This window comes from Streptomyces spongiae (assembly GCF_009377185.1).
GTDB classification, from domain to species: Bacteria; Actinomycetota; Actinomycetes; order Streptomycetales; family Streptomycetaceae; genus Streptomyces; species Streptomyces spongiae.
This window is the reverse complement of record NZ_VJZC01000023.1, coordinates 1-13,398: the sequence shown is the minus strand read 5'-3', so window position 1 is coordinate 13,398 and position 13,398 is coordinate 1. Positions and strand designations below refer to the sequence as shown.

The window sequence follows — 13,398 nt, the reverse complement described above, 5'->3', positions numbered from 1 at the left end:
AGTTCAAGCAGGGAGAATGCCGCCATGGGCCGGATCAGTGAGCAGGAGCGGCGTGAGAACGTCATTCGCGCGGCGATCGCCGAGTTCGCGATCGTCGGCTACCGCGGCACCACCACCGCTGCGATCGCCGAGGGTCGGTGTCAAGCAGCCGTATCTCTTCCGGCTTTTCCCGGACAAGAAGGCGATCTTCGTCGCCGCTCTGGTGCGGAGCGCGGAAGGCACTCGCTTGGCTTGCGAGGAGGCGGCCGACGGGGTGGAGGGAGGCGAGCAAGCCCGGCAGATGATGGCGGACGCCTGTGCGCAGCTGATCTCGACGCGCCCCGAAACGCTCCTGGTGCAGAGGCAGGGATATGTCGCCGTGGCGGCCTCCGAAGTGCAGGGCGATGGCCTGATCGGTGAGGTCGTCCGGGCCGGCTGGATGAGTATCTGGGAAACCGTGCACCTGTCGCTGGGGGCGCTGATGACAAGACCGCAGGCTTCTTCGCCTGCGGCATGCTCGGCAACACGCTCACGGCCACCGGGCTTCCAGTGGGTGCCGGGAGGTGAGGGAGTCTTCTGGGCGGCGATGCGTCAGTGCACGCCTGCCGCGTCGAGCAGGGTCGTCACGGTGGGCGCGACGAGCCCGGTCAGGCTGTCGGCCTGAATCCCCGCGCGGGCGCTCGCGCCGTCGAAGACCAGGCTGAGCTGTCGGGCCAGCAGATCGGGATCGCCCGCCCCGCCCTGCTCGGCCTCGGTGCGGAAGAAGGCCGTCAGATTCGCCTTGACTTGGTGGGCCACGCGGCTCGCCGGGTGACTCTGGTCCTTGAGTTCGACCTGCACGGCCAGATACCGACAGCCTTGGAAGTCGGGCGCTCCTGCCTGCGATTCCACCTGCTCGAAAACGTGCAGGATCCGCTCGCGGGGTGACCGGCCGTCGTCCATCGCGGGCAGGAGAGTCGCCACGTAGGCGGAGGCGCGCTCCTTCAGGCTCACTGCCAGGAGTTCGTCCTTGCTCTCGAACAGCTGATACATGGAGCGCTTCGACACCCCCGCCGCCTTGCACAGCGCCTCGACGCCGATGCTGACGCCGTCTCGGTAGGTGAGCGTGGCCGCCGCCTCCAGCAGGCGCTCCCTGGGGCTCAGTTTCACTTCGGTGCTCATGCCGTGAGGTTAACCCGGAGTGGACGAAATGAAAACCGATCGGTTTCCGGAGGTCTCCGGCGAGGGCTCGGCGACGGCCTGGGGGAAGGGCTGTCGCCGAGCCATGATGGTGTGCGCGCCTGCCGTCCCCGTCAGGACGACGCACGCCGGGGCCACTCCGAGTAACGGCTCGTCTTGGGTGACCTGCCGTCATGCCCGTACGGCGGTCTTCTCCAGCATCGTCTCCGCCGGGATGCGGTGCAGGCCCTGGCGGTCGTAAAAGGGGTGACTGCCGCTCATGACGTACGGGTCTCTCGGTCGGTGGACGCGGAACGCCTCGCCGGGGGATGCCAGCCACCGGTGACTTCCTTGACGGGCTTGTGGGGGAAGCGGCGCCGGGCGTACTCCTGTGCGTGGGAGTCCGGCAGGACGTACAGGGTTTCCTTCTTGTCCTGGAGCGGTCGCAGGACGGTGTCCATGAAGCTCTTGCGGTCGTCCAGGTACGGGCCGAGGACGTCCTCGCCGGCGGGGCAGACAGCGAGGCAGTAGCCGGACTTGTAGCCGGGCGGAGAGCTCAGGCTCTGCCACATGGAGGCGCTCTCGGAATCGCTGACCCGGGAGCGGTAGTCGGCCGCGTCCTCGCTGTCGGCCACCGTCTGCGCCCAGTCGGTGAACCCGCTCATGAACTCTCGGTAGTTGTGGGTGGTGCAGGCCAGCGCGTCGAAGGAGCCGTCCTTGGCGATGGCGCCGACCGGGCAGGCGGCGACGCACAACTTGCAGTCGATGCAGGGGTTGTAGTTCAGCGCCTGCCCGTACTCGCTCACCTCCGCGTCCACCAGGACGGTGACCAGGAGGACGAAGCTGCCGAACTTCGGGTGGATGACGTTGCGGTGCAGGCCCATCACGCCGAGCCCGGCGGCCACGGCGACCGTCTTGTGCGCCACCACCCAGATTCGTTCGCTGGGGAAGCGGTCCATCTCCTGGGGAAAGCCGACGGAGGGATTGAGCGCGCGGTAGCCGGCGTCCTGTAGGGACTGGGTGACGCTGCGCGCGGCGTGGTTGGCCTGTTCGTCGGTCTGGTGGAACTCCTGGTTGGCCACGCTGCGGGCGGGGGGGGCGGCAGTTGTCGCGGTTCATCCGGACCGCCATCGCGATCAGGGTGCGGGTGCCGGGCAACGCGGACAGCGCGTGCTCGCGCTCGCCGGCCAGGTCCGGGTGGTCCAGGCTGACCGCGGCGACGTCGTCCGCCCCGGCCGCCAGGCACAGCTCGCGCAGCCAGGCCGCGTCGATCACCGCGGGCGGGCGGCCCACGTCACCGGCCCTGCGCCGGGCGAGTACGGCCCGTACCGACGGGTGGGCCGCCAGCTTCGCCGGAAGCGGGGGACGGGTGGGTTGCCCCTCGGTGCCACGCGCGGCAGTCATCCATGCTCCTGGGGGTGCGGGTACAAGGCTCGCCGCCACGGGCGAGAAACCGATCAGTTTCACCACCGTAAACCGATCGGTTTTCGCGTGCAAGCCCAAGCGGCGAGCCTCTCCTGCGGACTGTCGATCAGGTTCCTCGCGGGCGTCGGCGATCAATCGTCAGGCGATCAGGGCACAGCCCGCGAGTCGGACCGGGGTGCCGGCCCTCGGCTGGCAAGGGGCGTGGGCCCCATGGGGGTTGCTCGGTCACCGGGGGCGGTTGCGGCTTGCCGAGTGCATCGCTCGCCGCAACTGCTCGTCACACGATGCGTCAGCGCATGTCCGCCGCATCGAGCAGTGCGGTCACGGTGGGAGCGATGAGACCGGCCGGCGTGTCGGCTTTGATTCCCGCACGGGCGCTGGCGCCGTCGAAGACCAGGATCAGCTGACGGGCCAGCAGGTCCGGGTCGTTCGCCCCGCCCTGTTCGGCCTCGGCGCGGAAGAAGCCTGTCAGGTTCTCCTTGACCCGAGCGGCCACCCGGCTCGCGGGGTGGCTCGGGTCCTTGAGCTCGATCTGTACGACGAGGTACCGGCAGCCCTGGAAGTCGGGTGCACCCGCCTGCGCCTCCGCCTGTTCGAAGACATGCAGGATCCGCTCGCGGGGTGGACGGTTGTCGTCCGTCGCGGGAAGGAGCGCCGTCACATAGGCGGAGGCGCGTTCCTCCAGGCTCGCCGCCAGCAGTTCGCCTTTGCTCTCGAACAGCTTGTACATGGAGCGCTTGGACACCCCCGCCGCCTTGCACAGCGTGTCGACGCCGATGTTGACGCCGTCTCGGTAGGTGAGCGTGGCCGCCGCCTCCAGCAGTCGCTCTCGGGAGCTTGGCATTGCTTCGGTGGTCATATTGCGAGGTTAACTCGATTCCGGCCCATGGGAAACCGATCGGTTTACGATGTCGGCCGGGGTGCGCTACGGCGCCGCCCACGGCCGAGTCAGTCCGGCGCCGCCGCCGTGGTCTCCAGAATGGTCGGTGTGTCTCACCGGCCTCGGAAGCTCGGCCCCCATCGTGCGTGCCCTCGACCGGCGATGACGGGTTTGCTGAGGACGGAACGCACGGGACCGTCTCGGAGATGCCCCTGTCCTGCGCTGATGTGTGCCTGGAGGGCACCAATCAGCGCAGGACATCTCTCACCACGGTGGATTCAGGCTCAGTGGGCGATCACAGGCTCGCCCTCCGACGGTGCCAGAGCTGAATTCGGCATCAGGGACGCCGTGAGCACCGCACCGACCACGAAGATCCCGGCGCCCCACGCCAGGGTGGCCGTATAGCTCTCGACCCCCGCCTGTGCCGCCGTCAGTGCGCTCGGCTTGTGCGAGGACAGATAGTCGGTCGCGGCCGATGAGGCAACGGTGGTCAGCAGCGCCGTGCTGATCGAGCCGCCCACCTGCTGGCTGGTGTTGATCAGTGCCGAGGCGACGCCCGCGTCCTCGTGGTGCACGCCTGCGGTCGCACCCTGGAACGAGGTGGTCATCACCGCACCGATACCGAGACCCAACAGGATCATGCCCGGCATGATGTCGGCGACGTAGCCGCTGTCCAGCGTGAGCCGGGTCAGCAGGGCCATGCCGGACGCGGAGACCAGGAAGCCGGCGCTGACCACGACCTTCGGGCCGACCTTGGGCAACAGCAGCGAAGGCACCGTGGTCGACGAGGCGACGATGCCCCCGACCATCGGCAGGAAGGACAGACCGGCCTCGATCGGCGAGTAGCCGATGCTGGCCTCCAGGTAGTAGGTCAGGAACAGGAAGATCGAGAACATCCCCATGCCCAGGACGAACACGGCCAGGAACGAACCACCTCGGGTCCGGTCCAGCACGACGCGCAGCGGCAGCAGCGGATGCGCGACCCTGAGCTCCAGCCAGGCGAATACCGCGAGCAGCACCACGCCGCTGATCATGGAGCCGAGGGCGACCGGGTCGGTCCAACTGGTGGATTCGACGTGCGCGAACCCGTAGACGATGCCGAACAGCGCGGCGCTCACCACGACGGTGCCAGGAATGTCGATCTTGGGCCGCTCGGTGACCGCGGGCTTGGCCAGCAACAGCAATGCGCCGACCAGTGCGACGCCCGCGAAAATGACGTTCACGTACATCACCCAGCGCCACGACGCCCATTCGGTGAGCATGCCGCCGAGCAGGAGTCCGACCGCGGCACCCGCACCGGACAACGCACTGAAGATGCCGAAGGCTTTCGGCCTTTCGGCCGGGTCGGTGAAGGTCACGCTGAGCAGCGAGAGCGCCGCGGGCGCGAGCAGTGCGGCGAACAACCCCTGGGCCACACGTGCCGCCACAAGTATGTCGAAGCTGCCGGCCGCGCCGCCGACGACGGATGCGGCCGCGAAACCGATCAGGCCGGTCACGAAGGTCGTACGTCGACCGAACAGGTCACCGAGTCGGCCCCCGAGCAGCAGCAGGCTGCCGAACGCCAAGGCGTACCCCGTGATGACCCACTGCCGGCTGCCGTCACTGAAACCGAGGTCATGTTGCGCTTCGGGCAGCGCGATGTTCACGACGGTCGCATCGAGCGTGACCATGAGCTGTGCCACGCCCAGTACGACGAGCACCCACCAGCGCACGGCATGTGAGCCGCGGCGGCCCGAGTCTGTTTTCCCGGAAGCGGGCGCTCCGCGGTCGAAGGTGGTACTCACTTTTCTCCTCAGTCGCTGGGCATGGGCCTACCGTCGGCAGGAAACCGATCGGTTTCCACTTAGGAAAACAGATCGGTTTCCTCGCTGCAAGTGAACGTGTCGCATCCGGCCTGGGAGTGACCCGACAGGGGCGAAGTCCGCGTAGGTCGACGGCGCTGCCTCGACCGACCCCTGGTTGTTCGGCGTCAACGCCTTGTGTCGCACCTTCAAGGTCGAGCGCGACCGCCGCGACCACCGGCCTTGCGGGCCTCTTGGCCATGAAGGGAGGCCGCCTCGGACTGCGCGACCTCGTCTCCGGCGGGGTGGTGACCGTGGACCCGGCCGCAGGGGCCTGCGAGGCGATCACATCACCATGTACGTCGAGAGCCTGACGGGCACCCTCTCCGGCCTCGAAGACGTCCCCTTGTCTCCAGTCCTCCGCCTCCACCTCGCGCCCGACGCCGTCCCGGAGTGGCTCTACGGCACGGTCGGGAAACTCGACCTCAAGCTCCAACCGGGCTTGGACGGCGCCGACATCGACCAGGCAGGACAGGCGGGCGGAGAGCTCGTCATCCCAGGCGTCCACGGGTACGGAACGCCCCGGTGAAGCCGGGGGCCTGCCGGGCTTGCGCCTGGAAACCGATCGGTTTACCTTAGTGGAGACCGATCGGTTTCTCATTCTCCGGTGAGAGTCATGACCGTTTTGGTAATCCCCTCACACACAAGGAGTCGGCGAGATGCCCAGCCAGGAGTCACGTCCCACGATTCGCATTCCGGGGACCACCAGCCACACCATCGCCCCGCGCGCGGGATCTGTCGGCCGCGAGGGAACGCTGCGCTACCTCAAGGCGGGCACCGGCGCCCCCCTGGTCCTGCTGCACACCGTGCGCACCCAGGCCGAGCACTTCCGCCACCTCATCCCGCTGATCGCGGACCGGTACACCGTGTACGCCCTCGACCTGCCGGGGATGGGCTACTCCGAGATCGTGCCCGGGGCGTCGTACGACGAGCCCGCGATGCGTGCGGGCGTTGAGCGGCTGCTGACCGAACTCGACCTGAATGACGTGACGTTGGTCGGGGAGTCCATGGGCGCGGTGCTCGCCCTGACCGCCGCGGCCGATCTCCCGGAGCGGGTACGACGCGTCGCCGCGGTCAACACGTACGACTTCCGCGGCGGAATCGCCCGCTCAAGTCTCCTCGCCCGTGTAGTGGTCAGTGGTGTCCTCGCGCCCGGCGTGGGCCCCGTGATCGCCGGGGTCGAGCCCAAGCCCGCCCTCCGCACGATCCTTCAGAGCGGCCTCGGCGACAAGAGCGCGCTGCGCGAGGACTACATGGACGAACTCCTCCAGGTGGGCAGCCGCCCCGGCTACCCGACCGTCGCCCGGGCCGTGTACCAGGCCCTGCCCAGCCTCATCGCGGCCCGCTCGCGCTACCCCGAGGTCAAGGCGCCCGTCCACCTCGTCTACGGGGAGAAGGACTGGTCCCGGCCCTCGGACCGGGAGGCCAACAAGAAGCTGCTGCCCGCCGCCGAGTTCACGCAGGTGCCGAAGGCCGGCCACTTCATCGCCCTGGAACGGCCTGATGTGCTGGCCGACCTGCTGAACGCGGTGGCCTGACCGTCCCGAGAGCGCCGTGGCCACCCCCGTTCGGGTGTAGTGCGTGACCGGGACCGGGTCGCGGACGTCACCGGTGTGGTCTCCGTCGGACAGTACCCGGCCATCAGCGGAGAGGACCTGGCCGAGGCGTTCAGCACCCGGCTCGGGCGGACCGTGACCTACGAGGCGACCGACCCCCACGCCTTCTTCGCGCCGCTCGCTCCCGCGATGGGCGAGCAAGCCATTGCCGCCATCGCAGACAGGTACCGAGCCCTCAGTACGCAGCCGGACCACTCGATCACAGCCGAGCGCTCCGCCCGGAAGCTCCTCGGTGTGCCCCCCCGGACCGCTGGCCAGTGGCTGGCCGACCTCGATCTCTGACGCGGATCGGCGACGCTGTCGGGACGCCCCGGTCGGTGTTTGACCTACCTTTTAACTTGTACAGATGTACTGGTACGCTTGAACTAGTACTGACGTACAGGAACGGGAGGTGGCGGCATGGCCGCCAAGATCGAGCGTGGCACCCCTGCGTCCCAAGCACGCCGTGACCCAGAGGGGCGTCGCAAAGCACTGGTGAAGGCGGCAGCAGATCTTCTGCTGGAAGTCGACGGTGAAGAACTGTCACACCGGCGGGTGGCTGCCCGGGCCGGTGTGCCGTTGGGGGCTACCACTTACTACTTCTCCAACCTGGAAGAGCTGCGCGAGGCTGCGCTGCTCCTGCTGACCGAGTGGATGGACGAGGTGTTGCGTGTGATCGCCGCGTCTCTGGACGCCGCCGCCGACTTCGCCGCCGCCTTCGCCGAGACGCTGCACACCTATCTCAACGAGCGCGATCAGGTTCAGGCCGATGCGGCGCTGTTCATCGCCGCGGTGCGGCGTCCCGCGCTGCGCCCTCTGGCATTGCACTGGTTCGACGGGCTGGCGGGGATCTTGTCGGCGCATACGGATGCGCATACCGCGCGTGCGGTGGCTGTCTTCTGTGACGGAGCGTCCCACCACGCGGCGCTGCGCGACGAACCGCTGGATCTCCCCGCGCTGCATCGTGCGGTCACCGCGCTGATGCAGCCCTATCCGAGCACGAGCACTAAGGAAGACCCGCAGTGAGCGTTCTGGACGGCGCGCAGGCGCCGCTGAACGTGTCCGCCCGGCGGCGGTGGGGCGCCTTGGCCGTGTTGTCGGCCAGTCTGCTCGTGGTCGTCATGGATATGACCATCCTCAACGTCGCTCTGCCGGAACTGACGGCGGACCTGGCGCCTTCGGCGATCCAGCAGCTGTGGATCGTGGATGTCTACTCGCTCGTCCTGGCCGGCCTGTTGGTGGCGATGAGCGCGCTGGCCGACCGGTGGGGCCGCAAGCTGCTGCTGCTGAGCGGCTTCGCCGTCTTCGGTGGCGCCTCGCTGCTGATCCTGGCCGCCGACAGCCCGGCCCTGGTCATCGCGGTGCGGGCCGCGCTGGGCGTGGGCGGAGCGATGATCATGCCCACCACCCTGTCGATGCTCCGCACGGTCTTCCCCGACCCGGCCGAACGCGCCACCGCCCTGGGGGTATGGGCGGCGACCTCCTCCCTCGGCGCGGCCGCGGGGCCCATCGTCGGCGGCCTGCTGCTGGAGCACTTCTCCTGGCGCGCCGCCTTCCTGGTCAACGTGCCCCTGATGGCCGCGGCCCTGGTCGCCGGACTGCTGTTGCTGCCCGAGTCGCGCGATCCGGCCCCCGGCTCCTGGGATGTCCCGGCCACCGTGCTGTCGGTGGCCGGCATGGTGGCCCTGGTCTGGTCGATCAAGCGCTTCGCCAAGGAGGGCCTGGCCGCCCCGGCCGCCTGGGCCGCGTTGCTGGTCGCCGCCGTGCTGCTGAGCTGGTTCGTCCGGCGCTGCCTGCGCCGTCCCGACCCTCTGCTGGACGTGCGCCTGTTCCAGCGCAGGCCGTTCTCCGCCGGCACCGTGGCCGCGCTGGCCGTGATGTTCGCCATGGGCGCGCTGCTGCTGCTGGTGGCCCAGTGGCTCCAGCTCGTCGAGGGCCATTCCCCGCTGCAGGCCGGCGTGCACCTGCTGCCGATCGCCGCAGGAGCGGGAGCCGCCTCGTTCCTGGCCCCCGCTCTGGCCCCGCGTATCGGGGCGCGCGTCGTGCTGGCCGGCGGCCTGGCCGTGACCGCGGTGGGGTTCCTGGCCCTGTACGTCACCCCCGGCACGCTGGGATACCCGGTGATCGCCCTGTCCCTGACGCTGCTGGGCGCGGGAACCGGCTCCCTGGCGATCGCCTCGGCCCTCATCATGTCCGGCACACCGCAGGCCAAGGCGGGCAACGCCGCCGCGATAGAGGAGACCTCCTACGACCTGGGCAACGTACTGGGCGTGGCCGTCCTGGGCAGCGCCGCCGCTGTGGTCTACCGCCCCACCTGGACTCGGCTGTCGAGCGCGGCCAGGAGGTGGACGCCTCCCAGCTCACCACCGCGCAGGAATCCCTGAGCAGCGCCCTGGACATCGCCTCCCGCACCGGTGCACCCGATCTTGCCGCCCGGGCCCGTGACGCCTTCTCCGACTCCATCGCCACGATCGGCCTGGCCGGTGGCCTGACCATGCTGGCCGCCGCTGCTGTCGTCTTCGTCCTGGTGCCCAAAGACCTGGACATCACTCAGCAGCAACATCACTGAGCGGACATCAGCTGTCCGTCCTGAGCGAGGACGCCTGCTCCATTCATCTCCTGTTGGCAGCCCCGCCTCCTCTCCCTGAAAGCAAGGAAACCACCCACATGACCAAGTCACGTGCCCTGATCGTAGGCATGGGTATCAGCGGCCTGGCCACAGCCATGCGCCTGCACGAGATCGGCTGGGAGCCCGTGATCGTCGAGCGTGCCGCCGAACGCCGCGGCCCCGGCTACTTCATCGCGCTGTTCGGGACCGGCCTTGCCACCGCGCAGCGGATGGACGTCCTCGACGCCATCGGCAGCCGGGACGACCCCACCACCGTGAGCTACGACGTCGACCGCGAGGGCCGCCTCCGCCCGAATCCGGGCTTCGTCGACGTGCCCGGCAGCCCTCGCGTGATCCTCAGGGGCGACGTCGAGGCCGCCTTCCACGACACGGTCGCCCCCCGCACCGAGATCCGCTACGGCACGACCCCGGTGGCCCTCGAAGAGCACGCCGACGGGGTGGACGTCACGCTGCGCACCACCGTGGAAGGGGACACCACCGAGACCACGGAACGCTTCGACCTCGTGGTGGGAGCCGACGGGCTGCGCTCCACCGTCCGCCGCCTGGCCTTCGGACCGGACTCGCAGTACATGAAGCCGATGAACCACATCATCGCCGCCACCGTCCTGAAGGAGCAGGTCCCCGGCCTGCGGCAGCAGGACGGCCTCACCTTCTCCGAGCCGGGCCGCTCCGCGTGGGTCTTCCCCTTCGCCAACCACCAACCGGGGCTGCTGTTCAATTACCGCACCCGCGACGCGGACGCCCAGTTCCGCCGCCCGCCCGTCGAGTCCCTGCGCCGCGCCTTCGGCCCCCGGCCCACCGGCCCCGTCCTCGCTCACCTTTTCCAGCAGTTCGAGGACGCCGATGACTTCCTCTTCGACTCCACCCACCAGGTCCTCATGCCCACCTGGCACACCGACCGCGTCGTCCTGGTCGGAGACGCCGCCTGGTCCATGACCCTCTACTCCGGCATGGGCGCCTCCACCGGCATGGCCGGCGCCGATCTCCTCGGCACCGTCCTGCAACGCAACCCCGGCCAGCTCCCCCGCGCACTGCGCGAATGGGAGCAGCGCCTGCGGCCCTTCATCACCACCGAGCAGAAGACGGCGCTCACCGTCGGTCTGCAGATGTTCGTCCCCCAGACCCGACGCGACATAGCCCTGCGCAGCATCAACCAGAAACTGATCAGCAACCCGGTCACCGCGCGCGTGATGAGGATCGTGATGACCAACGCGCTCAAGCACAAGTCCATCGACATCGCCGCACCCTGACCACGGCCCGACGACAGCCCCCGTCCTCCCCGCGGGCCTTGGTGCCCGCGAGGAGGACGGGCGGAAGCTCCTGTGCCTTTTCCAACCTGACGGGCTGCCTGGCAGGGCCGCGTCGTTCAGGCCAGGTGGCCTGGTCGATCACATGCCGAGCGTGATCAGCGGACGGTTGCCATCGCGGGTGCGGCGGCGCAGACCGGCGGCGGCGATGTCCGGGTGACGGGCGAACCGGAAGGCGCCCATGGCCAGGTCAAGCAGGGAGGCCATGGCACATGGAGCGGTCCCGGAGCGTACGCGGAAGGCATCCTCGGCGTCCGTGGTGTCGCGCACGTGATCGATCTTGTCTCCGATGCCCCGGTGATCGCGGACGCGGCGGGCGATCTCGGTCGCATCGGCCCTTTCCGCGTTCAGGCCGGGCGCGGCTACGCAGGGCACGTCTTCGTCGAGGCCGCTCGGCCGGTGTGACGTCATTACCGACTTCTCAGCAAGGAGCCCTCCGGGTGTCCAGTACCGACAAAACTCCCTCCGACTCTCCAAGCACCGTCCTGGCCGGTTCTTTCACCTGCGCGTGGTGCGGCCTGACGGTGTCCGCCGTCGCCGGCGACGGCACACGGCGAAACCACTGCCCGTCGTGCCTGCACTCCCAGCACGTTCTCGACCACGTCGAGGGCGGCCCCAGCCAATGCCAAAGCCGGATGGCGCCGATCGCCGTCGCCGTGCTGCGCACCGGCGACTGGATGGTCATCCACCGTTGCATACGCTGCAACGAGCTGACCTCCAACCCGATCTGCACCGACGACAACCAGCTCATCCTGATGCGCATGGCCGTACGGCCGCTGGCACAACCACCCTTCCCGCTCGAAGCATTCGGCGACCTGTGAACGAGAAGGAGAAGACCCCTTATGCCGAAACGAGCGAGCACCTCCAGCGGGCGTACGCACAGAACACGGCGCCCACAGCGGCACAAGGACGTCCTCCACCGCCAGGGAGGACACCGGCGACACGATTTCAAGTGCGTGAGCTGCAAACTGGACGTGTCCTTGGACGCGCCCGGCACCGCACACCGCAACCACTGCCCGAACTGCCTGGCCAGCCTGCACGTCGACCGCCGGATCCCCGGCGACCGGGCCGCCGCCTGCCGTGGACGGATGGAAGCACTCAGCATGTCGGTACGGCCCGACGGCGAGTGGATGATCATCCACCAGTGCCAGTCCTGTGACGAGATCAGCGCCAACCGGATCGCCGGCGACGACAACGCACTGGCCCTGGTGCGCCTCGTAATGAAACCGCTGAGAGACACCAGCATCGCCCACCGCATGCTGCTCCAGCTAGGACCTGAGCCGCACGTCCGCGACATCGCGACGCGGGGCACCGGGACGAGCGCCGCCGGTCTCGGCCCTGCTCTCGTACAGCTACGGCCAACGGACGCGTAGCGCTGCGTGATGCTTGGGGCCGGACCCCTCGCGAGAGCCAGCGGTGCCGCGGATGGCAGGAGAAGCCGTGCCACCTCCGGGTCGGTTTGTCGGGCTTCCGGCCGCTGACGGGCCGCCAATGCTCCGCCGCAGTAAATACCGGATCTACCGCGACAGGGCCCGGCCTCGGCCTGCTGGGCGTGGTGGCGTTGGGCGTGCCAGTGAGCGGCGGCGGTGGCGAGGAAGAGCAGGGTGTCGATCAGCATCGCCGTGGTCGCACCGTCCTCCCCTCGGCCCAGCGCCGGGCCGCTGTGGCGGAGATCGCGAGCGGCTCGGCTCGGGGCCTGGGCATACCGGTACTCGGCAAGGGTGTGGGAGCCAGGATGCCGGCGAGTGCCGCTCGGTCGGGAACACGCAGCCGCCCGGGGTGGCGACGGCGCCGTTCGGGAGCAGACGGCAGCAGTGGGGCCACCCGCTCCGACAGGTCGTCAGGAACAAGATCAGCACGCACTTTGGGCACTCTGCTGACCAAGATCGCCGACCACAAGACCCGCGGCTCATCTCATTGTGATTTGAGCGCTTCAGTCGGCGCCGTTCGCCAGATCGAGCGCTCAGCCTGAGGCGTCCTCCAGCGGGAGGTGGTCTCGGAAGTGCTGCGAATCCAGCCACTCCTCCTTTACGAAGAGCGGACGTGTAAGGTGCGCTTCCCCGACCCGCCGCGAACGCAGAAGAATCCCGAGCTCGGTCAGGGAAACCGACTCGTCAGGCGTGTAGAGCACGCAGTTCCCATGCTCCGCAGCGTGGTCCAGCAGGAACTGGTGGCCCTGCTCTGGATCGCTCCCTGCCAGCGGGAAACCGGACAGGAAGACCTGCGGACCGGTGACCGCATCCAGCGCGACGCATGCGAGCCTGCCCGCGTCGTAGAACGCCTTCACCCCATCCGGGAAGTCCTCCTGCTCATACGGACCGCCAACCCGTTCCCGCGGTCCAGAGACCAGCAGTGCGTCGGCGACCTCGGCCGGAGACATCCCGAACTGCAACGGCCCCACACCGGCTCCGGTTCGCAGCTCGGTCACGTCCGCTGGAGTGGTGTATTGACGGCCACTCGGTGATCTCGGTTTGAGGCTATGCGGTGAGTTCGGTGGGCAGGGCGGTCTCGTCGGTTTCTGACTCGATCGGGTGGAGGCGGGCCTTGCCGAGCAGGTCGAGTCCCATGTAGCGGCGGGCCTCGG

The 13,398-nt window shown here is 68.8% G+C and carries 13 protein-coding genes and 2 pseudogenes; 9 read left to right on the top strand and 6 right to left on the bottom strand.

The window, feature by feature from the left end; translation table 11 throughout:
* Positions 1-52: 52 nt before the first annotated feature.
* Positions 53-643 (top strand): hypothetical protein, encoded by a 591-nt coding sequence (locus tag FNH08_RS06055; protein ID WP_322723821.1) that lies wholly within the window; start codon positions 53-55, stop codon positions 641-643.
* On the opposite strand, the gene FNH08_RS06050 is transcribed toward FNH08_RS06055, so the two are convergent.
* The 4 genes from FNH08_RS06050 to FNH08_RS06035 form a co-directional block, all read right to left on the bottom strand.
* Positions 571-1,140: a TetR/AcrR family transcriptional regulator gene (locus tag FNH08_RS06050; protein WP_152770207.1), complete on the bottom strand. Its 570-nt coding sequence runs from the start codon at positions 1,138-1,140 to the stop codon at positions 571-573. The two genes, FNH08_RS06055 and FNH08_RS06050, sit on opposite strands and share 73 nt — an antisense overlap.
* A gap of 275 nt (positions 1,141-1,415) precedes the next feature.
* Positions 1,416-2,219, bottom strand: coding sequence for a 4Fe-4S binding protein (locus tag FNH08_RS51610; RefSeq protein ID WP_322723819.1), 804 nt, complete (start codon positions 2,217-2,219; stop codon positions 1,416-1,418).
* A 632-nt stretch (positions 2,220-2,851) separates the two neighbouring features.
* A complete protein-coding gene (locus FNH08_RS06040) occupies positions 2,852-3,421 on the bottom strand; it encodes a TetR/AcrR family transcriptional regulator (protein WP_152770206.1) in 570 nt (189 codons plus the stop codon).
* Positions 3,422-3,726: 305 nt separating this feature from the next.
* Positions 3,727-5,226: an MFS transporter gene (locus tag FNH08_RS06035; RefSeq protein ID WP_322723817.1), complete on the bottom strand. Its 1,500-nt coding sequence runs from the start codon at positions 5,224-5,226 to the stop codon at positions 3,727-3,729.
* Positions 5,227-5,578: 352 nt separating this feature from the next.
* Between FNH08_RS06035 and FNH08_RS06030 the strand changes: the two genes are divergently transcribed.
* From FNH08_RS06030 to FNH08_RS06005, 6 genes and pseudogenes are all read left to right on the top strand, one after another.
* A complete protein-coding gene (locus tag FNH08_RS06030) occupies positions 5,579-5,812 on the top strand; it encodes a hypothetical protein (protein WP_152770204.1) in 234 nt (77 codons plus the stop codon).
* 130 nt (positions 5,813-5,942) lie between these two features.
* Entirely contained in the window at positions 5,943-6,821 is an 879-nt protein-coding gene (locus FNH08_RS06025; RefSeq protein ID WP_152770203.1) for an alpha/beta fold hydrolase, read from the top strand.
* A gap of 39 nt (positions 6,822-6,860) precedes the next feature.
* A complete protein-coding gene (locus tag FNH08_RS06020) occupies positions 6,861-7,181 on the top strand; it encodes a hypothetical protein (RefSeq protein ID WP_152770202.1) in 321 nt (106 codons plus the stop codon).
* A 117-nt stretch (positions 7,182-7,298) separates the two neighbouring features.
* Positions 7,299-7,904: a TetR/AcrR family transcriptional regulator gene (locus FNH08_RS06015; RefSeq protein ID WP_152770201.1), complete on the top strand. Its 606-nt coding sequence runs from the start codon at positions 7,299-7,301 to the stop codon at positions 7,902-7,904.
* A gap of 5 nt (positions 7,905-7,909) precedes the next feature.
* Positions 7,910-9,447, top strand: a pseudogene (locus FNH08_RS06010) (MFS transporter).
* A 98-nt stretch (positions 9,448-9,545) separates the two neighbouring features.
* Positions 9,546-10,757 (top strand): FAD-dependent monooxygenase, encoded by a 1,212-nt coding sequence (locus FNH08_RS06005; protein WP_152770200.1) that lies wholly within the window; start codon positions 9,546-9,548, stop codon positions 10,755-10,757.
* Between the two features lie 138 nt (positions 10,758-10,895).
* On the opposite strand, the gene FNH08_RS06000 is transcribed toward FNH08_RS06005, so the two are convergent.
* A complete protein-coding gene (locus FNH08_RS06000) occupies positions 10,896-11,225 on the bottom strand; it encodes a hypothetical protein (RefSeq protein ID WP_194238389.1) in 330 nt (109 codons plus the stop codon).
* 29 nt (positions 11,226-11,254) lie between these two features.
* Here FNH08_RS06000 and FNH08_RS05995 point away from each other — a divergent pair, with 29 nt between their 5' ends.
* Both FNH08_RS05995 and FNH08_RS05990 read left to right on the top strand, forming a co-directional pair.
* On the top strand, positions 11,255-11,635 hold the full coding sequence (locus tag FNH08_RS05995) for an RNHCP domain-containing protein (RefSeq protein WP_322723814.1): 381 nt from the start codon (positions 11,255-11,257) through the stop codon (positions 11,633-11,635).
* Between the two features lie 21 nt (positions 11,636-11,656).
* Positions 11,657-12,085 (top strand): annotated as a pseudogene (locus FNH08_RS05990) (RNHCP domain-containing protein); the annotation flags it as partial.
* Between the two features lie 692 nt (positions 12,086-12,777).
* On the opposite strand, the gene FNH08_RS05980 reads toward FNH08_RS05990, so the two are convergent.
* Positions 12,778-13,242, bottom strand: coding sequence for a hypothetical protein (locus FNH08_RS05980; RefSeq protein ID WP_322723812.1), 465 nt, complete (start codon positions 13,240-13,242; stop codon positions 12,778-12,780).
* Positions 13,243-13,398 lie beyond the last annotated feature (156 nt).

Coding starts and splice junctions, on each gene's coding strand:
- FNH08_RS06015 (WP_152770201.1), top strand. CDS start 7,299: ATGGCCGCCAAGATCGAGCGTGGCACCCCTGCGTCCCAAGCACGCCGT.
- FNH08_RS06030 (WP_152770204.1), top strand. CDS start 5,579: ATGTACGTCGAGAGCCTGACGGGCACCCTCTCCGGCCTCGAAGACGTC.
- FNH08_RS06040 (WP_152770206.1), bottom strand. CDS start 3,421: ATGACCACCGAAGCAATGCCAAGCTCCCGAGAGCGACTGCTGGAGGCG.
- FNH08_RS06025 (WP_152770203.1), top strand. CDS start 5,943: ATGCCCAGCCAGGAGTCACGTCCCACGATTCGCATTCCGGGGACCACC.
- FNH08_RS06050 (WP_152770207.1), bottom strand. CDS start 1,140: ATGAGCACCGAAGTGAAACTGAGCCCCAGGGAGCGCCTGCTGGAGGCG.
- FNH08_RS06000 (WP_194238389.1), bottom strand. CDS start 11,225: ATGACGTCACACCGGCCGAGCGGCCTCGACGAAGACGTGCCCTGCGTA.
- FNH08_RS06005 (WP_152770200.1), top strand. CDS start 9,546: ATGACCAAGTCACGTGCCCTGATCGTAGGCATGGGTATCAGCGGCCTG.